At 39.0% G+C, this 20,744-nt stretch carries 16 protein-coding genes, 2 tRNA genes and 2 pseudogenes; 15 read left to right on the top strand and 5 right to left on the bottom strand.

What is annotated here, in order from left to right:
• Positions 1 to 7 precede the first annotated feature (7 nt).
• Positions 8 to 874 (top strand): DUF4231 domain-containing protein, encoded by an 867-nt coding sequence (locus TOL9009_RS0131725; protein ID WP_029637424.1) that lies wholly within the window; start codon positions 8 to 10, stop codon positions 872 to 874.
• A 724-nt stretch (positions 875 to 1,598) separates the two neighbouring features.
• Positions 1,599 to 2,984: an MFS transporter gene (locus TOL9009_RS41150; RefSeq protein WP_051503168.1), complete on the top strand. Its 1,386-nt coding sequence runs from the start codon at positions 1,599 to 1,601 to the stop codon at positions 2,982 to 2,984.
• A gap of 108 nt (positions 2,985 to 3,092) precedes the next feature.
• On the opposite strand, the gene TOL9009_RS0131715 is transcribed toward TOL9009_RS41150, so the two are convergent.
• Positions 3,093 to 3,869: a class I SAM-dependent methyltransferase gene (locus tag TOL9009_RS0131715; protein ID WP_029637423.1), complete on the bottom strand. Its 777-nt coding sequence runs from the start codon at positions 3,867 to 3,869 to the stop codon at positions 3,093 to 3,095.
• Between the two features lie 474 nt (positions 3,870 to 4,343).
• Between TOL9009_RS0131715 and TOL9009_RS0131710 the strand changes: the two genes are divergently transcribed.
• Positions 4,344 to 4,970 (top strand): hypothetical protein, encoded by a 627-nt coding sequence (locus tag TOL9009_RS0131710; RefSeq protein WP_029637422.1) that lies wholly within the window; start codon positions 4,344 to 4,346, stop codon positions 4,968 to 4,970.
• A 203-nt stretch (positions 4,971 to 5,173) separates the two neighbouring features.
• Positions 5,174 to 6,844: an ABC transporter ATP-binding protein/permease gene (locus tag TOL9009_RS0131705; protein ID WP_029637421.1), complete on the top strand. Its 1,671-nt coding sequence runs from the start codon at positions 5,174 to 5,176 to the stop codon at positions 6,842 to 6,844.
• Between the two features lie 491 nt (positions 6,845 to 7,335).
• Here the strand turns inward: TOL9009_RS0131705 and nifK are convergent, their stop codons facing one another.
• Together nifK and TOL9009_RS50625 are read right to left on the bottom strand one after the other, a co-directional pair.
• The gene (gene nifK, locus TOL9009_RS41145) at positions 7,336 to 8,640 is read right to left on the bottom strand and encodes a nitrogenase molybdenum-iron protein subunit beta (protein WP_038298141.1); all 1,305 of its coding nucleotides are present in this window, start codon (positions 8,638 to 8,640) and stop codon (positions 7,336 to 7,338) included.
• Positions 8,641 to 8,816: 176 nt separating this feature from the next.
• A pseudogene (locus TOL9009_RS50625) lies at positions 8,817 to 8,975 on the bottom strand (nitrogenase molybdenum-iron protein alpha chain); the annotation flags it as partial.
• Between the two features lie 110 nt (positions 8,976 to 9,085).
• Between TOL9009_RS50625 and TOL9009_RS0131690 the strand changes: the two are divergent.
• From TOL9009_RS0131690 to TOL9009_RS0131675, 4 genes and pseudogenes are all read left to right on the top strand, one after another.
• The gene (locus tag TOL9009_RS0131690; protein WP_029637420.1) at positions 9,086 to 10,504 is read left to right on the top strand and encodes a site-specific integrase; all 1,419 of its coding nucleotides are present in this window, start codon (positions 9,086 to 9,088) and stop codon (positions 10,502 to 10,504) included.
• Positions 10,505 to 10,886: 382 nt separating this feature from the next.
• Positions 10,887 to 10,958 (top strand): annotated as a pseudogene (locus TOL9009_RS50245) (retroviral-like aspartic protease); the annotation flags it as partial.
• Between the two features lie 111 nt (positions 10,959 to 11,069).
• Positions 11,070 to 12,203 carry an AAA family ATPase gene (locus tag TOL9009_RS0131680; RefSeq protein ID WP_029637419.1) on the top strand — a complete coding sequence of 378 codons (1,134 nt, stop codon included), beginning with the start codon at positions 11,070 to 11,072 and terminating at the stop codon, positions 12,201 to 12,203.
• Positions 12,196 to 12,969 (top strand): hypothetical protein, encoded by a 774-nt coding sequence (locus tag TOL9009_RS0131675; protein WP_029637418.1) that lies wholly within the window; start codon positions 12,196 to 12,198, stop codon positions 12,967 to 12,969. The genes TOL9009_RS0131680 and TOL9009_RS0131675 overlap by 8 nt, the downstream gene beginning before the upstream one ends.
• A 330-nt stretch (positions 12,970 to 13,299) precedes the next feature.
• Here the strand turns inward: TOL9009_RS0131675 and TOL9009_RS0131670 are convergent, their stop codons facing one another.
• Positions 13,300 to 13,521 carry a hypothetical protein gene (locus TOL9009_RS0131670; RefSeq protein WP_029637417.1) on the bottom strand — a complete coding sequence of 74 codons (222 nt, stop codon included), beginning with the start codon at positions 13,519 to 13,521 and terminating at the stop codon, positions 13,300 to 13,302.
• A gap of 112 nt (positions 13,522 to 13,633) precedes the next feature.
• Positions 13,634 to 14,641, bottom strand: a complete 1,008-nt coding sequence (locus TOL9009_RS0131665; protein ID WP_084763418.1) for a DMT family transporter — start codon at positions 14,639 to 14,641, stop codon at positions 13,634 to 13,636.
• A gap of 1,117 nt (positions 14,642 to 15,758) precedes the next feature.
• Between TOL9009_RS0131665 and TOL9009_RS0131650 the strand changes: the two genes are divergently transcribed.
• From TOL9009_RS0131650 to TOL9009_RS41140, 7 genes are all read left to right on the top strand, one after another.
• On the top strand, positions 15,759 to 16,088 hold the full coding sequence (locus TOL9009_RS0131650; protein WP_029637415.1) for a hypothetical protein: 330 nt from the start codon (positions 15,759 to 15,761) through the stop codon (positions 16,086 to 16,088).
• Between the two features lie 217 nt (positions 16,089 to 16,305).
• The gene (locus tag TOL9009_RS0131645) at positions 16,306 to 16,884 is read left to right on the top strand and encodes a hypothetical protein (protein ID WP_029637414.1); all 579 of its coding nucleotides are present in this window, start codon (positions 16,306 to 16,308) and stop codon (positions 16,882 to 16,884) included.
• Between the two features lie 333 nt (positions 16,885 to 17,217).
• Positions 17,218 to 17,565, top strand: coding sequence for an immunity protein TriTu family protein (locus TOL9009_RS0131635; protein WP_029637412.1), 348 nt, complete (start codon positions 17,218 to 17,220; stop codon positions 17,563 to 17,565).
• Positions 17,566 to 17,748: 183 nt separating this feature from the next.
• A tRNA-Met gene (locus TOL9009_RS0131630) sits at positions 17,749 to 17,821 on the top strand.
• A 3-nt stretch (positions 17,822 to 17,824) separates the two neighbouring features.
• Positions 17,825 to 17,900: transfer RNA gene (locus TOL9009_RS0131625), tRNA-Met, on the top strand.
• A gap of 611 nt (positions 17,901 to 18,511) precedes the next feature.
• Positions 18,512 to 20,035, top strand: coding sequence for a slipin family protein (locus TOL9009_RS0131620; protein WP_029637411.1), 1,524 nt, complete (start codon positions 18,512 to 18,514; stop codon positions 20,033 to 20,035).
• Positions 20,036 to 20,123: 88 nt separating this feature from the next.
• Positions 20,124 to 20,741 carry a hypothetical protein gene (locus TOL9009_RS41140; RefSeq protein WP_038298135.1) on the top strand — a complete coding sequence of 206 codons (618 nt, stop codon included), beginning with the start codon at positions 20,124 to 20,126 and terminating at the stop codon, positions 20,739 to 20,741.
• Positions 20,742 to 20,744 lie beyond the last annotated feature (3 nt).

Raw genomic sequence — 20,744 nt, 5'->3', positions numbered from 1 at the left:
CAAGGCAATGACTAGCTCTGAAATAACTACTGTTGAACAGAAAAACCAGAGAGGAAATTCCTCTATGGAAGAAAACTCATCCTCTTCATCAGGTCAAAAAATCTTATTTACCTTGAAGGCGCTTGAGTATTTATTACTAGCTGCTATTATCAGTTCTGGCATAATTATTATTCTGTTACCAGATAATAAAAATGCTGTAATTGCTGGAGCCATTTCTCTGACTATTTCGATTTTTTTGTTACTCATCAACAAACAAGCATTTGAAGAATCTAAGAATGCGGCTAACCAGTATGGTATTATCCAAAAAGCTGAAATATATACTTCTCTGTTGAGTAATAACAATTCCTTGGAGAAAAATACGTTCACTCCCGCAAGAGCAAAAGCTTTACAGTATTGCCAAGATATGATTGACGATTATAAAAAAACTCGCAATCTATCGAGAAACCTTTACTATGTTTTGCAAATTGCAACTGTTATTTTATCAGGAGTCACACCAATTTTAGTTTTGGTAGACAAATTGGAAGCAGGACAAGCTTGGCTCAAGTGGCTACCCGTAATCTGTCCGGCTATTGCCTCTATAGTTGCCAGTATAGTTACCTCTTTTCCTTTTCAGAAGAATGCGCTTGCTGCTAACACAGCCATTGAATTGTTAGAGGCTGAACAAGAGAAGTTTATATTAGGAGTAACTCAGTCTTATCGTTGCTATGATGTGTCTGACGAAACTGAACGGCAACAGAAGGCAAGTCAGGCAATAGAACAGTTTATTATTCAAGTGAATAACATTCATCTCCAGCAACTGCAACAAACGGAAGAGAAGCAGTCACAGAAGACAGAATCAACTGCATCTAACGAGTCCAAATCTGAGCAAAGTTAACATCTTTGCACCTGGTCATATTCCTGACAACTTTTACGGATGCCATTGACAAATTGGGGGTAATATCCCTTAAAAATATCACGTTTTCGGCAAAGATTTATATAGAACAGAGTCGAGGGGGAATAATATCTCCCCTCGACTCTAACAATGCGTGGGCGCTCTTAGACGTATATTCATACAGAAATGGTATAAGAATTAATTTATTTCGCTGTTATTTATCAAAGCTTTCTGACTAATTTTATCACTTTTCTTCCTCTCAATATTGATAAGAATCAAAGAGCAATTTTCTTTGACTCTGAACAAAAACGCTTATACAGCAGATTGCGTGATTATTAAATACACGTAGAGACGTTCCGCCGGAACGTCTTTACAGGGTTTTCGGTTTTATTCATGTACCTCATTGACCTCAAATCTGCTGTAATCTCAAATTAAAGGTTTTGTCCATCACGAGATAGATGTACGCGATCGCTCAGGCATACTAAACTTAATCCACTGCTTGAGAAAGGAAGCGATCGCATCATATAGCATCACAACCCAGCCACGACCTCGCTGCAACAATTCTCTTTGAGAATACGGTGTATAACTATATACAAAAAATTAAAAAGGAGATCATATATATGACTCCTATTTTTTTGAAAAAGCAACTTACTTCTGGAGAGTACTAAAATTAAAGGTAGTGTGTCTAATAAATCACTTAAACAGTAACGGCTAATGAGAAAACGATATGAAAAATGCAAGTCAATTAATCGAACTAACTCGCGAACTTAGAAATTTTCTTCTCTTCTGGTTTGGTCAGTCTTTGTCAGAAATTGGCACCCGTCTGACAGGATTTGGCTTAAGTATTTGGGTCTATCAAAACACTCATGCTGTTACACAACTAAGTTTAGTAATATTTTTTACTATGTTACCTGGTGTCTTAATTACTCCCTTAGTCGGTGCATTAGTAGATCGGTGGAATCGGCGGTGGACAATTATTATCAGTGATATACTTGCGGCTATAATCACACTAACACTTGCTTTATTACTACTAACTCATAATCTGCAACTTTGGTATATTTATATTTCTGCATTTTTAACTTCATTGTGTGGTTCTTTTCAAATGACTGCTAAATCAGCAGCTATACCGATGATGCTTAAGAGCAATCAAATTGGTAGAGCCAACGGGTTGACTCAGTTCAGCACAGCAGTAGGACAACTGACAGCACCAATTTTAGCAGGTATACTTATTGCAAAATTACAGCTTCAAAGTTTGCTGCTGATAGATTTTTCTACCTATGTCATTGCCTTGTTCATACTACTTTTTATCAAAATTCCTCAACCGGAAAGCAGCACTAAATCTGGTAAGGGAATTACAACAATTCTTGATGAAATTATTGTCGGCTGGGAAAATATTTCATCTCGCCCTTTTTTGTTGCTATTACTGGCATTCATGACAATTCATTTTTTTATTAGTGGGATGACCACTGTCTTGATTGATCCTCTAATATTATCATTTTCCTCTGCTACGACATTTGGCAATGTTATGGCAGTCGCTGGATGTGGCATGGTTGTTGGTAGTCTTTTGATGAGTACGTGGGGAGGAGGAAAACAAATCATTTCTACTCTGTTTCTGTTTTCTGTTGTAAATGGAATAGGTTTGATAATTGCTGGCATCAAACCTTTTATCCCGACAATAACTTTTGGGATTACTCTTTCGTTTTTTACCTTGCCCATTATTTTAGGTACTAACTTTACAATTTGGCAAACTAGCGTACACCCGAAACTTCAAGGACGTGTTCTTGCATTGTTCTATACTGCGGCAGGTTTAGCATTGTCTTTCGGTAATCTTAGTTCTAGTCCACTAGCGGACAGACTTTTAGAACCAATGCTATCTCCTGATGGACTACTTGCTAATACTGTGGGACGGTTGCTTGAAACAGGTGAAGGACGTGGAATTGGTTTTTTAATGGTTATGGCAGGATTTTTTGTTGTATTCGCATCACTCAGCTTTTACACTTATTTTGCATTTAAACAAATCGGTGGAGAATTGTTAGCTACTGATGGAGAAATACTAGAAAATAAAACAATTGATACCTTGGATTATGAACCTGACAAAGTAATTAATTCTTGATTGCAATCAAGTGGTAAGCATTCAAACGCTTATCATAACGTCTCAAGAAAGTGGAACTATTTACTAGGGTGCTTTAGTGCGATCGCGCCTTTTGCACCCCACCTTGAATTACAAAGGTTTACGCAGCAGATATAGCCCTGCTGCACGCATATTTTCTCCTTGCCATACACCAGATGGAACCAATACTTCGTATGAAATTGTGTGACGACATATAAGACCACAGTCGATCAATCGGCAATTCTCAATTACATAACTGATGGCATCACGAACTTGGGAGTGTGCCGCATCGTCAACCAAAATGTAGCCACCACGACTAAGATAAGGTATCGCAAGCATAATATCAATCAGGGCATGATCGTAGGTATGGTCTCCATCAACCAGAATGAAGTCGAAAGGACCTGCTATTTGAGCAGCTTCAATTATTGCCTCCGGCGAATTCTTCTGTTCAATGTAGGTAAATTTTTCACCCAAATAGTCGCGTGTTGTTTGAGCCAGCTTAAACTCAGGATCGATGCAAACGCCACGAAAATCGTCCAACCCCAAAGCGTAGATCGCACTCTTGACAATCATAGCTGATCCACCAGCATCTGTTCCTATTTCCAAATAGCGTTTGGGTCCAATACCGTAGACGAAAGACCAGAGAAAAAGTCTCTGTGCCAAGGGCATTAGTGAGGGGGAGCTCTCAACTACAGATAGCTCTTCGGGTATTGTCCATTTTAGGATGTTTTCTCCTAAATTATGTATGATTTGCGGGGCTGAGTCTAACACATTGGATTCTTTTGGTAATTCTGCGGTGGGTGCAACCTCAGTAAATTCTTGCTCCGTAAAATTTGTCGCATCTTGCATTATCTGATCAACAGGTATTATGATAGCTCCGGTAGTCATGCGGTTCTCCTTCATGTAATTATGTTGAATTTTATGAATGCTTTAGTTCTTAACTCTCACCAATGTTGTCACAGGATGTAATTTACTCAGCATAACGTAGAATCGGTTCATTGTTGCGGATAAGCTTAAGTACCAAAGTGTATTTTGTATAGGGCTATTTCATTCTATTTTTAGGCGTGGGTTTACCGAAAATATTCATGAAAAGCAAAAATTTAACAATCGAAACCACTCCTTAAAAATGCCCATTTTTGGCTCGTTAACTCTGTACCATAAAAAGTAACATTTTAAAATGAAATATCTCTGGTATTTTCTAACTTTTTTTCATCGCTTTCGACTTAAATACAATTTAATCTCTTGCTATTGCTTCCCTCTATTAGTAGAATCACTACAAATGAATTGTGATTCATAAATCGCTAATTTCATCACCATAACCTAATTGTCAACTGATTTTTTATTCTTTGGTAGAAAAATTATATGCGCTATTTTGAAGAATACTGTGAAGTACATCTTGAACCAAACATTGCACCATTTACTTGGGTCTTTAGAAGTGATGACAAAATAAGTCTAAAATTTGGGATTAGCTTATCAAAGAATCCAGATTGTGGGCAAATAGCTTATGAGTTGAATGATGGACAAGGATATTCCGATTCAGGTCGAATTACAGCACATACTGAAGGCATTGTTGAAAATGGCTATCTGATGTTTTCGGCTATCTTACCACCTATTAGTAGCGGGGGAGGATATCGATACAGCCTGGGTTATATTGATCTGTCCGGTTCGGAGCATACAAGTGTGCGATCGCGTTTTCTTCTTGTCTGCGATACATCACCTCGATCAATGGCTGAGATCCAATCAGTCTTTCTTGGGTTTGTTGACAACCAACCTGTGTATGGACCATTACCACGAGTTGAAATGACGCCTAGCCCCCAGAATTGGGACGCACGTTTATTTTACTCTATAATCATCGATCGCTTTGCTCGTAGTCCCAAGAGCGATCGCACCGATCTAGGTGCAGTCAGGTATAATCCTTCTCACCCATATGCCAGCCACGGTGGGACAATTAGTGGCGTTACTGGGCAGATAGAATATCTCAAGTCATAAAGTGGAACCCGCACTTTATTTAGAGGTAATATAATGACAGGCTTATCATACATAGTGTAGAGATGTTTTTTTGTAACGTCTCTACAATGGTTGCAATACTATTAATTAAACACACAGGTGTTATATTTATAGTTGTTCAACGCGATATAATATTACAACATTTGTTTCTAAGTATTCATCTAAAAAATATATAAATTATACAAATGAATCGATTCAACTTCACGGTGGTTAAGCGGTTTTGGGCGATCGCTAAACTCTATTGGCTAGGTAATGAAAAAAAAGGTGCTAATGCTCTACTTCTGCTTCTGGGACTATTATTATTAGCCAACACTCAAGTCAAGGTGTTCTTAAATACTATACAGGGAGAGTTAATTTCTGCCCTTTCTGCCCATGATAGCGTTCGTTTTTGGCAAGGTATAATAGTTGCATTAGGGGGGATAATAATTTATGGTTTGCTTAATTCTGGCTATGGATATCTGCGAGAGACGATAGGGATTTATTGGCGTCGGTGGTTAACCGATCGCTTCTTGCATCAATATTTTAGCGATCGCGCTTTTTATGAGTTGAATAATTCCAACGAAGACATTGACAACCCAGACCAACGCATTGCGGAAAATGTCGCCAGTTTTTGCCAACAATCTATTCAGCTTTTTGTAAATATTATAGAATCTATTTTTGTCGTAATTGCTTTTAGCCTCATTCTCTGGTCTATTTCCAAAAATTTAGTTTTTGCTTTATTAATTTATTCCATATTAGCTTACTCGCTCACTATTGGTTTTTACGGCAGAAAGTTAACTCAACTACATTTAAATCAACTGAGAAAAGAAGCTAATTTTCGCTTTGGTTTAGTTCGCATTCGAGAAAATGCCGAGTCTATTGCCTTCTATAATGGAACTTCTCAAGAAGCCAACAAAGTTAAACTTCTCTTCAATGAAGTATTTAATAACTTTAAGCGATTAATCTTATGGTCAGAATTGTATTTAAATATATTTAAATATCCTTTTGGCAATCTCACCTTAATATTACCAGCATTAATTTTGGGACACCAGATTCTCATAGGTGAACTGGAAGTTGGAAAAGTGACAGAAGCTATGGGAGCGTTTGGAAGTGTCGCTTTTTCAGTGAATTTGATTATGTATCAGTTTGAAATATTCACTAAATTTGCGGCTTCAATTGATCGTTTATACATCTTTTATGAATATCTCAAACACCCAAGAAAAGAAATAGCTAATCAAAGGACTTTTAATATAGTAAAAGACAGTCGTTTAGCAGTTGAAAATCTCACTTTAGAGACACCTAATTATCAAAAAACTTTATTTAGAAATCTCTCAGTAGCCTTGCAACCAGGGCAAGGATTATTAATTATGGGAGAAAGTGGTAGTGGGAAAACTTCTCTGTTGCGTGCGATCGCTGGTTTGTGGAATTCGGGAACAGGTGTGATTTTTCGTCCCGAATTAGAAGAAATGCTATTTTTACCCCAGCGTCCTTACATGATTTTAGGGACTTTACGCGATCAGTTAATTTATCCTAACGCCAAAGTTGATGTGAGTGATGAAGAACTTGATCAAATCCTCCACAAAGTAAATTTGTCAAACTTAGCAGAACGATTCGGTGGTTTTGAGGCAGAAAAAGATTGGAGTGATGTTCTTTCTTTAGGAGAACAACAAAGGCTGGCTTTTGCCCGGATATTGGTGACAAAACCAAAATATGCCATTTTAGACGAGGCAACGAGTGCTTTAGATGTCAAAAATGAAGAAAATCTTTATAGTCTTTTGTTAGAGACAGGGACAACCTTTGTTAGTGTAGGTCATCGTCCCACTCTAAATAAATTTCATCAGCTGATTATCTCTGTTTCGCTACCTGTATCTTCCTAATTTATGATAAATATAAGGGGGTTTTAAAGCCTCTCTCCGTTTCGGGGAGAGGTTTGGAGAGGGGTCTTTTTTCTTTTCTGGAGATGTCTATTGTTACTGGCGACAAACATCTTTTATCGCTAGGAAAATATCAAGAAATCACAATAGTCAAAGCAACTGAGTTTATTGTATTGTTATCCCAATCCTGACAGCACCAGTCAGCCAGCTAATGGGAACGTTAAACATCTTTGAGAAAAACGATCGCTCAATATCCAAACAAATAAATCAATACTTCTATACTCAAGCTTACCTATGATTATTTAAACTTTGATATTACTATTTACGTATTTATATTGAGAAAAATCCCGCTTTCTACTTAAATAGCAAGAAAATTATTATACTTAACTACTTGCTTTGTGCTTTCCTTAACTGCGATCGCTAATCTTCTTAGCCTTAATTTTGCCATTTTTGCCAAAATTGATCTAGGCTCTCTGGCACAATAGCATATTTAGTTAACCTGATAGCAAACACATTAAAGACCGCATGTGCCACAAATCTTTACCAGCCCACAGAGTAGCACTCTTACCATTGGGGCTAGAAGCTAGCAACTCTTTGAGTTCTTTATCAAAGATTTCATTGCTGTTGTGGACAAGGATATGTACGGGTTCAGCACCCATTTCCAACATGAAGCCGACTACGCTGTAAACTAAATCTGGATCGCCGTAGATAGCGAAGCGCTTGCCGTGTAACCATGAATGGGAGTCAGTCATCGCATCAACTGCGCGACCACGTTCGATTTCTAGTTCTTTAGGAATCGCTTTACCAGTAAGTTCGCTGAGTTTCATCAAGAACTCATCAGTACCTTTGATACCCCAAGGACGAGAAACTACGGTTGGTTGGTTCCACTCTTTCTCAATGTATTCGCGGGTTTTGGTGGTAGAGTGGGCTTGCAAAGCAACTGTAGCTTTAGCATTAATTGAGTCTGCTGCATCTTCCAGTTTTGTACCACCTGGGTACATATCAAATTCACCTGTGTTGGGTGAATCCAGATAATCGCTGTTATCTGCTAAGATGGTGTAATCGATGCCCATCATTTCGCAAATCCGCTTGATTTCCCGGTTGTTACCAACGTAGGTATCAAAGCCAGGAATAAAGTTGATTTTGCCATTGCTGGTTTCTTTCTTATGACCTGCGGTCAAGTTAGAAAGAATACCCTTCATCATGTTGTCGTAGCCTGTGATGTGGGAACCAACAAAGCTAGGAGTGTGAGCATAAGGTACTGGAAATTCTTGAGGAACTGAACCAGAACTCTTAGATGTGTTGATGAAAGCTTGCAAGTCATCACCGATAACCTCTGCCATACAGGTGGTGCAGACAGCAATCATCTTTGGCTTGTAGAGTTGGTAGGAGTTTGCCAAGCCATCAATCATGTTTTGCAGACCACCAAACACCGCTGCATCTTCAGTCATTGAAGAAGATACGCCAGAAAACGGCTCTTTGTAGTGACGGGTTAAGTGGGTACGGAAGTAAGCAACGCAACCTTGAGAACCTTGGACAAAAGGTAGAGTGCCTTCAAAACCAACAGCAGCGAAGATTGCGCCCAATGGTTGGCAACCTTTAGCGGGGTTGACGGTTAATGCTTCACGGGCGAAGTTCTTTTCACGATAGTCCCAACCCTTCGTCCATTCTGCAACACGCGCAACTTCTTCGGCGCTGTGTCCGTTTTCAAATTGCTTTTTGTTTTCAAATAACTGTTGGTATTCCGGTTGGTGGAATAGTTCGACGTGATCTTGAATATTTTCCGGATTCTGAGGCATTTCTAGTTCTCCAAGCTGCTGTAGTCGTTACGTGTGGGGAGGGATGGAAAGGGGGAATATGATTCAAAAGTCAGAATGCAAAATTCAGAACTTTGAATTTTGAATTTTGATTTTTGTATTCCCAACTTTCTCCTGGGGTTTTAGCCCCAGGCTATCCCTTTTTTTGCAATTTTTGTTTAGGCGATCGCCTTAGCTGCTGTTTTAGCTTCTGCTTTTTTGCTCCAAGGAGCGCCGATTAATCCCCAGGTTGGGCTGTTCAATGCTAGATCCATGTCGCGAGCGAAGATAGCAAAGCCATCATAACCGTGATAAGGACCGGAGTAATCCTTTTTATGATTTAATGACTAAAAATAGCCTAATGTTTACGGTAAGCAGTGTGAGTTTTAAGCATTGTTCGCTGATAACACATTTATTTTTAGGCTAAATATAGGCTAAAAACACAGCGATGCATAACCAGGATTTTGACAAGTATCAGCAAGCTTTTGCAGACTTGGAGCCAGTTTCATCTACCGACGGCAGTTTTATTGGCTCCAGTCTGCAAACACAGCAACAAAGAGAGTATATGAGAACAAAGGTACTACTAGAGTTAGAGAAAGTTAATCAACGTTTGAAGTCTGCAAAGGCAAAGGTGACAATCAGGGAATCAAATGGAAGTCTGCAATTACGAGCTACGTTACCCATTAAACCGGGAGATAAAGACACAAACGGCACTGGAAGAAAGCAATACAATCTCAGCTTGAATATTCCCGCTAATTTAGATGGATTAAAAACGGCTGAAGAAGAAGCATACGAATTAGGAAAGTTAATTGCAAGACATACTTTTGAATGGAATGATAAATATTTAGGAAATGAAGCAATTAAAAAAGACATTAAAACAATAGGAGAGTTATTAGAAGAGTTTGAAAATGAGTATTTCAAAACTCATAAACGCACTACAAAAAGCGAACATACTTTTTTTTATTACTTTTCTCGAACCAAGCGATTTACTAATCCTCAAGATTTGGCTACTCCAGAAAATCTGATAAATTCAATTGATAAAATTGATAAAGAATGGGCTAGATATAATGCAATGAGGGCTATTTCGGCGTTTTGCATAACATTCAAAATTGAAATTGATTTATCTAGATATTCCAAAATGCCGGAGAATAATTCCCGGAATATACCAAGTGATGTGGAAATAGCCGCTGGAATTATCAAGTTTGCAGATTACCTAAATAACAGAGGTAATCAAGTTAATCCAGATGTAAAAGATAGTTGGCAACTTTGGCGATGGACTTATGGCATGTTAGCAACTTTTGGTTTACGTCCACGGGAACTTTTTATTAATCCTGATATCGACTGGTGGTTAAGTGAAGAAAATGCAGACATGACATGGAAGGTACATAAAGAGTGTAAAACTGGGGAAAGACAAGCATTACCTTTACATAAAGAATGGATTGTAGATTTTGATTTAAGAAATCCTAAATATTTAGAACTGCTGGCAATAACAATTAGTAAAAAAGATAAAACTAATCATGCAGAAATAACGGCATTAACACAACGAGTTAGTTGGTGGTTCCGGAAAATAGGATTAGATTTTAAGCCGTATGATTTACGTCATGCGTGGGCAATTAGAGCGCATATTTTAGGAATACCAATTAAAGCAGCGGCTGATAATTTGGGACATAGCGTGCAGGTTCACACTCAAACTTATCAACGTTGGTTCTCGTTAGATATGCGAAAGTTAGCGATTAATCAAGCTTTGAGTAAGAGGGATGAAGTTGAGTTGATGAGGGAGGAGAATGCTAAATTGAGGATGGAAAATGAGAAGTTGAAAATGGAGATTGAGAAGTTGAAAATGGAGATGGTTTATAAGCGTAGTTAAATTTATTGTTAAATAATACCAATTTGTTGCACCAGGTTTTTGGGGATCGGGAGCATCCCACTTTTGAACAAATATTTTACCCGACACCCTAGAAGGGTGCGGCTATAAGAACCAAGCCCAACCGACCTGGGCTAGAAGAACTCTTAGCCCAGGTCGGTTGGGCTTCGTTTGTATAGCCCCAGGCTTATAGCCTGTGGGCTTTTTGCAAAACTGGGATGCTCCCTTGGGGATCTGCCATATCAGGTGTCTTAACCCTTGGTCTGGGATATTCTATAATTAAGATTATCTTAGACTCTTGGTCAGGGTCAGAAGTTGCTCAAAAATAGTCGTAGGGTGATCGCACTTCACAAAATCCCGAAAGAATGCAGTGGCTTTTTGGGAATCTGTCGAAGTCATGGCTTTGCTGGATACTGGTGCAAGCGTTAATGTATTACCTTATGAAGTTGGTCTGCAACAGAAGAGCAATTTGATAATATTAACAAAGTGAGCGATCGCATCCCTAGAGTAGGGTGCGTTGTCGCAAAGTGCAACGCACCATTATTTGTGAAAGGATGTTAGCAATCAAATGCTAGAAAAGGTAATACTTCATAATTTCAAAAGTCATAAATATACGGAACTTAGTTTTGATAGTTCCCGATTACATGGACTAGTAGGAAAAAACAGTGCTGGGAAAACAACCGTATTACAAGCATTACATAATCTCAGTAGGCTTGCTGCTTCACAATTTAAAAGTATTTTTCAGTATGAAAGATCACCTCAATTCATTACAACAATTGGGGAAAAAGATATTTCTGTTACTGCAAGTGGTTTTTGGGGATATAGTAATCGGCAGAATTGGCAAGCTTCCTATAGTTGGAAGCAGGAAAACAATGATTATTGGTATCCGACAGCATCATGGAACATAGATGGAAAGCCGGGAAAATTGGGAGGATGGTCAAGTTCTTTAAGTGAATCTCCATCTCCAATTCCTCAATCTCTGAAATATGCTGTTTACTTGAAGTTAGTTGCAAGTAATCTTGCGAAAGCAGCTTACAGTGAAGAAATTACGCCGAGAGTTGAGTTCGACGGTTCAGGATTAGCACCCACTTTAGATTTTTTGCGTAATGAGGCTCCAGAAAAATTTCAATTAATAGAGGAAATGTTGAGTCGAATTGTACCAAATGTAAGCAAAATTGGCATCAAGCGAGCAAAAGTTCCAGTTATTCGCAAACGTTTAATCGAAGTTGATGGTAAGTCTATTTCCTACGAGGAAAATCAGGAGATGACAGGGCAAGAAGTGATATTAGACATGAATACAGGTAATCGTATTCCAGCCCATGCAATTAGCGAAGGAACAATGCTAACTTTAGGTTTACTAACTGTGTTGATGAACCCTGCTCAACCTAATTTAGTTTTTCTAGATGATGTAGAACAGGGACTTCATCCAAAAGCACAACGTGAGTTGATGACTGTTTTTAAGGAAATCATTCAATATAATACAAATTTGCAAATTATTTTTTCTAGTCACTCTCCTTACATTATTGATGAGCTTGTTCCTTCTCAAGTACATATATTAAATAACAGTAATTCCGGCTTCACAATCTCCAAGCGTCTGGATGAACATCCTGATGTAGAATGGGCAAAACAAACTTTGACAACTGGTGAGTTTTGGGATGCTGAGGGTGAAGATTGGGTTGTTGCAGGAGAAGTTAGTGATTGAGTTCATTGTAATAGTAGAAAGTGGTGCTGATGCACGAACAGCTACTAAATTAGCCGAGCGCGTTTTGACGGAGCAAATTGATTGGTTAGAGCCTGATATAATAAAACATATATTTAACTGGAGTGGCTTGCAGGCAGGAACAGAACATTCCTGCTGGAGCGACGTTAAGAAAATCATTAATGATGCAAAAGAAAAACTAAGATATAAACCTTCAAGATTTCTGGGTCATTATAATAAGGCTGTACCGTTAAAAGCTGATGGAGCAGCATCTATTAAGGTTCTGAATTTGGTAGATTTTCTTCAAAAAATACGACAGATTAAAGCCGTTATCTTTATCCGTGATTTAGACAATCAACCAGAGCGTAGAGAAGGACTTGAGCAAGCACGCTCAGAACATATCAATCGACAGCCCAAACTAAAAATTGTTATTGGTACAGCTAATCCAAAGCGTGAAGCATGGGTTCTCAATGGGTTTATTCCGTCTAATGAAGAAGAACGAATTCTAGAAGAAATCAAGACTCGATTGAATTTCGACCCTTGCATAGAGTCACACAGACTACGCTCTGTCTCACAGGAAGAACCTGATCGAGTTAGAAATCCAAAAGTAATTGTTGAGCAGCTAACAGGCAAAGATATGAAACGCGAACAGCAGTGCTGGGAAGATACAAGTTTGAAACTTTTACGTGAAAGAGGTGTTTATACAGGTTTAACAGCCTACATCCAAGAAATTGAGCAACAGTTGACTCCAATTATTGTGTCTGAGTAAAAAATCAAGATAATTTTGAGTGCGATCGCATCTCTCCACTGCCGCCCCAATCTAACAGGGTAAAATGATAGTGTAGAAATTATTGCAGCAATTACGCAGCGATCGCATCTTTCCCGTAGTGTCTATTATCGCTCTTCGCAACGCACCATGATCTCAAACATCCCAAATATCCAATGATTTTTTAATTGCTGCGATCGCACTCCTTCCATACCAATATGGCATGGCTAAAGATTATCAGCAACTGGTCGCAGACGATATTGTTTGCGAACACTTCTTAATAAGTTGGTCTTTGAACCATTTGGTTTTAATACTTCTGTCACTTCCAAAAGCTCACGCTCGTGCTTGCAGTCCCGCGTTAATAATTTTGCGCTCTTTGGCAGATGAATCAATATCAGAATACAAAATTTTGATAAGACGAATATACGAAGGAATTTTAGGGATACGAGTCAAGGTAAAATTGATAACAGCAGCCAATACAGGAACTAAAAGAGCAAAAATGGTGGTGAGGACAGGCAAAACAGCCTGAATTACAAAGGGAAGAATGATGGGCATAGCAATTTATTTAAGAGAAACGAAGTGTGCGATCGCCTACAATATCATGTCTGTTTAATTAACAGTAACAAAAACGCGGACAACCATGATAAGTCTTTAACTAAACACGATATTATTCCGCAACAGATTTAATTGCTCCCTTACTACTTAAAGCAAGGTAAATACCTAAAACGATGATGACAAAAGCCACCAAGTTCAACCAATTCAATGCCTCTGCAAAGATCATCCAAGCGAAAAAGCCAGTCACAGCGGGATCGAAAAGATTAATCATTGCTACAAAGCTAGAAGATAGGTATTTGAGACTGTATACTAGCAGCCCGTGACTGACAATAAGAGCTAGAGCTAGAGTAATAACAGCCAGCCAGCCATTCCAAGAATGGGGAAACCATTCATCTTTGACAGTTAATAGAATCACCACAAAGAACAATGTAACAATCCTATAAATCCAACTCAGGATAGTTGTAACTGTTAATTGTGTTCGGAGTTTTTCAATTCCTAGAAAATAGGCAGCATAGAATAGTGCTGAGAGAAAAGCAAGTAAGTCACCTTGAAGTTTAATAGAGCCAATTTGCAGGTCACATAATCCAAGGACAATTGTTCCTACAGATGCGATAATCAGACCAATGAGAAATTTATAATCAAAACGTTGATTAAAGAGTAAGTATCCTCCGAGTGCAGTGAAGAATGGAGTCAAATTATGTATTAGCGCTGAATTTGCAAGACTAGTCTGAGTCAAAGACCAAGCCCAAAAAAGCTGAGTGGCGCAGAAAAACACAGATGTTGCTAACAATAGCAGGATTTGTTGGTTGTTTAATGACTCCTTCAAAATAGGTTGCTCTCCCAACCAACGCTGATGTATAAGCGAAATCTCTTGCCACAAACCAAAAAATACAGACGCTATCCAACAACGATTGAACATCGTAGCATTGGGACCAATTTCATTTTCGCTCCATCTGATTAAGATGGGCATAATGCCAAAAATTAATATAGCAATAAAAATAGCAATAATTGCCCCTGTTTCTTTACTATAAGATTGCTCGTTAACGATTTCAAGCTGGTTGGTCATATAATTGGCGTAAGGATTTAGGTCTAATACCGTTTCTATATAAATATGCATCATAACCCCCCGTCTGTCAGCGTCTCTCCGATATCGGGGGGACTATAGGGGAGTAAAATTAAATGTAACTTTATAGAGAATTAGTATAACTATATAACAATTGTTCCAAAAATCCGTTATAGAGTTTTTACAAGACGCAAAAGCAATTGCTATACCCCCCAATCCCCAGTCATAAACAGTAGAACTTTCAGAGCCATAGGCGATTAATATTACATACGGTTGTTCATGTTACCATATACCAGATTTAAAAGAATTTATTGTAAATTTAATATGTTCAGGAAATGCAGACATTCCAATATTTTTTAAATCATATGATGCCCGGTCAAACAGCCATAATAAAAGAACCGCTCCTCAACCCTGTATTGCTTGCGGTCCGGGTGCCACAGGTGGGTAGGGTTCTTCATGAATTATGGGTGATTGCGCGGACATGATGTCAGTATCTGGGAATGAAGCAGATTTTTTGAATTTTGCAAAAATATTAGTTAATTTCACTTGTTGCTGTCCACACTGGCAACTAATGACGGCGGAAAAGACCAAAATGAGTAAGCAAAAGCTTATTTTGAGTAATACCAATTCTTTATGAGGCTGCGCTTAATAACCCGACGAGTAAACTCGCGGCTAAACGAACGAAGCCCACCTCCGTGGGCTAAATTAGGCGCATCTTCACACAGAAATGGTATAAGTCAAAGCTTATTTGACTTGCGGAAAACACCCAAATGAGTAAGCAAAAGCTCATTTTGAGTAAGTCAAAGCTCATTTGACTTGCGGAAAACACCCAAATGAGTAAGCAAAAGCTCATTTTGAGTAAGTCAAAGGTTATTTTGCTAACTAAATTAGACTTTATCGATTTTTTTGCGCTGCACTCAGCAGTTATGATTATCGTGAGGTCAGTGCGATCGCTACAAATATAGACCTATCAATTGATGCGAGTTTGTGACAATTTCGTATAAACCGCTGTATGACGACGCACTGTACGCGATCGCTAAAATCTTATCAAATGTCCAAGGTTATTTGCGCCAGGTGAGATACTGCATACTAGCGATAACAATCTTCACGACTGAGGTGCGATGTCTACGACGGGTTACGCGCAGAATTACTTAAACTTGATTCGTGCCTTCTTGTGCCAGCACGTTCAGGGCAGCCAAGGTGGGGACAGTTGCTAGCACAAGTGATGAAAAAACCGGTATCAGCTAGAACCGACCCATTTGAAGCTTTAGCTATAAACGTTTTGAAGCCAGAAGATTTGCAGTTTGTTTCTGAGCGTAATCATATAACTTTAAAAGCTGCTCAAGATGGATTCCTGACATTTATCATTAACGAAGCGGTCTTTGCAGATCCATCAAAGTACAAACCAGAATCTTATCCGCAATCGGAAGATTGTAAACGTGGCTACGAAGCTTTATTTAACGCTATTGATGTGGTGTTTTGTACGAGCGACAATGCACCCTAATAGCTAGGAATTTGATATTATTAATAAAGTGAGCGATCGCCTACTTTGACCCAACTAAGGCGATCGCACTTTATTCTCAACTACTCCTGAAGGTGGCGACAAAATCGTTTATATGCAACACAAGAACAATTTGATATTATTAACAAAGAGAGCGATCGCCTGCTTTGATCCAACAAGCGTGCGATCGCCATAAAAAAGTAGAGTTGCATTCAACACTATGGCAAAGCGTAAAAAAAGCAATCTCCAGTGGATTAAAGAAACGCTTGAACTAAAACCCGACCACCGTTGGGAATCTCCATCAGGCTACAAGATTTTTGTGCTAGATCGAGGATCTGTTCGCTTCAATGTTCCTCAAGATTGGGTTTTGGAGCCACAAAAAAAATCGTTCAAGTTTCTTGATAAAAAATCGCCAGATGATGATTGCTGCCTGGAAGTATCTTTCAATCGCTTGCCACCCAACGACTGGAGCCAGTTTCCGCTAAAATCAGCTTTGAAGAAAGCAATGGAAGATGACAGTCGTGATATAATTGAGCGGGGAGAAATTTTTACTATCAAGCGTCAAACTGCCCGCATAGTCTGGACAGAAATTAAGTTTATCGACACCCAGGAAGAACCACGGGAAGCCTTTTCGCGAACTTGTATTGGTTTGGGGTCTAATGTTCAGTGTTTGATTACATTCGATTATTGGGCAGATCAAGCAGAACAGCTAATACCTGTTTGGGATGAAGTATTGCGTAGTCTCACACTAGGGTTGTATATCCGCGACCCCATGACTGGTGTGGCTTTCCCAGACTGAGCTACAAGAATTAATTGTGAGCATTTATTAAATTGAGGCGTAGTCCGTCGTAAACATTGCATTTGAGGTAAGTGGTTACGCAAAATTATTTATGTCATTGCGAGCGAAATGAAATGTAGCAAAGCAATCTCCAAACCGCAAGCGAATTGCTTCTCCTATCGGAGACGCTGCGCGAACATTCCGCTTCCCTTCGGGACGCTTCTCTGCGAGAGGCTTTGCCAACGCGAACGCTCCATTCGCAATGACAAATATATATTTAATTTTGCACAACTACTTAATTGTTTTTTGCAGAGTTGGGTCGAATTAATAATACTCCTGCTTTTAATATAAGGAATGAGTCTAAATCCACTAACACAGCTAATTTTAGAACGAGGTTTTGACCGATTTCAATCAGGATTAAGATCACGTTTTGCTGCTTATCGGCTGGAATACACGCTGACCTACTGTGAACCTAGTGATAATTCAGCTATGCGTCTTGACTTTGAGAGCTCATTACATCTCGGTAGAGTAACGGTTTGGGAGTCAGGAGCTTGTGAAATGGATATCCTTGAAATATCAACTGGTAACAATGTTTTTTATGAAAGTCACCAGTTCAACAACAAAAAGGAATTTTATCAAACTTATCCAAGACTGGTGATTTTTATGCGTGATATGTTGCGACTTAAGTCAGACGATATTTAGTTAAAAACCAGTATAAATAAATGCTAGCGTTTCTGCTTTTAATTAGTGCTATTCAGCTTTCCTGTGTTAAATTTAGAGCGGGATAGTAACAAAGTTACAAAGCTATAGTTTAGGTTCTATATACCTAACTGGTGCGCCAACCTCTGGTATGAGCGTATACCGCCAAGTACTTTAAACTATATCGTTTGATTAGCTCAGTTGGTAGAGCGATCGACTCATAATCGATGCGTCACAGGTTCAACTCCTGTATCAATCACCCAGGAAGTTAGCTCAATTGGAAGAGCAATCGACTCATAATCGATGTGTTGTAGGTTCAATTCCTATACTTTCACCCAACCCTGTCCGGGTCAAAAGACACTACTCTGCAAAGGTAGCCAATATGGTACGGGAGAAATCCCAAAACGGTTCAAGTCCGTCATTTTCCAAACTCTGCGGTGCAAGTGTTCTGCTGTCGGTCATCATTCGTAAGGGTGATGTTCGGTAGTCACAGTCAAGGAGTAAGCGCAACTGCATTTCTCTCTAATTTGAGTATGTCCCTTTGTTTTCTACATCTAGTTTTACTTCGGGATTCTAGATTAGCAAAGCGAACGGCATATTTGAGCGCGGTTCTTTTTTTCTAGATTGCTATCAAGCAGTCTTTTGAAAAGTAACAGCAATCTTAATCCAGCTTTAGAGAAGCTTTTGCCCACATCTGAACTGTAAACACTTGCACTTGCAGAGTAAAAAAAAATGTAGTATATAGTATTACAAATAGCTTAAACCAATCCTTTAGCCTTTTTTACAAGGTTGCAAACTCCAATACTTAAGCTGTGAGATAGCGATTTAAATCGCAGGTGGTATTTGAATTCAAGTAAGGTTATAAATGTCTTTATCAAATCTTCTTAGTTGGTTGCGATCGCGATCGCCTATATCTAAAATATCACGCAAATTATTTATGCAAATTACTATGTGGCAAACATTTTATATTAAACCTAACGAAATCGGTATCTTATATCACCGCAGTGACTTTAAGAAAATTTTGCAGCCTGGTACGTATACATATTTTGGTCGGCATTGGCAAGTTAAAATTCATGATCTCAATGAACCGGAAGCTGAAATTGAAAACCTAGAATTGTTGTTGCGAAGTCACGAAGCTGAACTGCAAGAACATTTATTGATTATCAGAACCACATTCAACCAAACTGCGTTAGTCCGCTACGGTCAAAATTGGGTAAGCGTTGCACCAAATCAATTGCGAGCTTTTTGGCGTGGTTTTATTGAGGTAGAATGTCATCTCTTCAACTTGGAAGAAAGCTTAGAATTGCCTAGTTCCTTTGTGCCGCAATTGCGCTCAGTTGCCTTGAATGGACTGAAGAAGTTCCAAATCTCCGAATATGAGATTGGTTTACTATATCTGCAAAATAATTTTGTGCGACCTCTAGAACCAGGAGAGTATGCTTTTTGGTCGGTAGATAGAGATGTTACAGTCCAAACTCTCAGCCGAATTATCCCTAACCCAAACTTTCCCCAGGAAGATGTACTCGTTGAAAAACATCCTGATTTTATTGCTGCCTACTGTGAGACAGTGCAATTACTGACTTCGCAAGTTGCAATTGTGCGATATAGAGGTAAAGTTATTTCTATTTTGCCACCCACAAGCCGCAAGTTGTTTTGGCAGGGTGTTGAAGTGGAAATTATTGACATCAGCGCTGATGCTCAGTTACAGTCTACTTTAGTGGCTGAGTTGGTTGAGGGTTCACCAGAAGTTAAATTGCTCAGTCGCAACTGTTTGCATATTTGCCAAGTGCCCGCACAGCATGTTGGATTAGTATACATTAATCAAGAGTTTCAAGGAGAGCGATCGCCAGGAGTACACGCTTGGTGGTTATTTGGACGCTCTTTTCAAACCGAAACCATTGACCTGCGACTACAAAATATGGAAGTATCTGGTCAAGACATCCTCTCTAAAGATAAAGTACCTCTGCGGTTGAATTTGACCGCAGGTTTCCGCATCCAAGACCCATTGAGGGCAAAAAACGGGTTATCAGACATTTCTGGCTTCTTATACAAAGAATTACAGTTTGCTTTGCGTGGTGCAGTCGGTGAACGCAACTTAGATACTTTATTAGAAGATAAAGGTGCAATTGATAGAAGTATATCTGAATATATTCGCCAGAAAGCCGCAGACTATGGAATTGAAGTAGATTCTGTAGGTGTCAAAGATATTATTTTACCTGGTGAGATTAAGGCTATTTTGAGCAAAGTAGTCGAAGCAGAAAAAACCGCTCAAGCAAACGTAGTCAGACGTAGAGAAGAAACTGCTGCTACCCGCAGTATGCTAAACACTGCTAAAGTGATGGAAGATAATCCCGTTGCATTGCGTTTAAAGGAACTCGAAGTATTAGAGCGGATTGCAGAGAAGATTGATCGGATTCAAGTTAACGGCAGTTTGGATAGTATTTTAACAGACTTAATTCGGATGAATCCATAGTAATGATGTCTACAACGGGCATACAGGAGTAAAATAGAATCAATTTCCTTTTATCAAAAACGTCATACACTAAAAACACTGCAAAACTATGGCGTACAGCGACTTCACTTTAGAAAAGGTTTCGGCTGTTCTGGGAATCACCACCCAAGAAGCTGATCTGTTTCCCAAGCTTACACCTCTTTCTATACCTTCTTGGTTAAATGAAACTCTCGGAAAGCGAACCCAGTTATCTCTGATTAGTGAAAAGGCTCGGAGCGAGTTTATAATTGTACCGATTTTACTTGCCTGCCGCGATCTTAGCCAAGACAGTTTGGCTATTTTCTCAGGACAAAGACTTGACGTTGATGCTGCACAAGGCTTAATTGGTGAATGTGATTTTATTTTAGCAATAGCTCCATCTGTATTACCCCTGCGATCGCCAATTCTTAGTGTTGTGGAAGCGAAGAAAAATGATGTTGAAGCTGGGTTAGGACAGTGTATCGCACAAATGGTGGCGGCGGATCTATTCAATCGTTCATCTAACCAAGCAGAAATAGGTGTGTATGGATGTGTGACAACAGGAGAAGTCTGGCAGTTTCTTCAACTTTCTCAAAAAGTGGCTTTGCTTGATCGCAAAAGATATTACTTGGATAATGTAGGAGCAATTTTGGCAATTGTGCAGACAATTGTTCAGCAATTCAAAGGAATATTTACCCAAAGGAGTTAAACC

The organism is [Scytonema hofmanni] UTEX 2349, assembly GCF_000582685.1.
In the GTDB taxonomy this organism is placed as follows: domain Bacteria; phylum Cyanobacteriota; class Cyanobacteriia; order Cyanobacteriales; family Nostocaceae; genus Hassallia; species Hassallia hofmanni.
The sequence above is the reverse complement of the archived record's forward strand: the minus strand, read 5'-3'. Positions and strand labels throughout refer to the sequence as shown.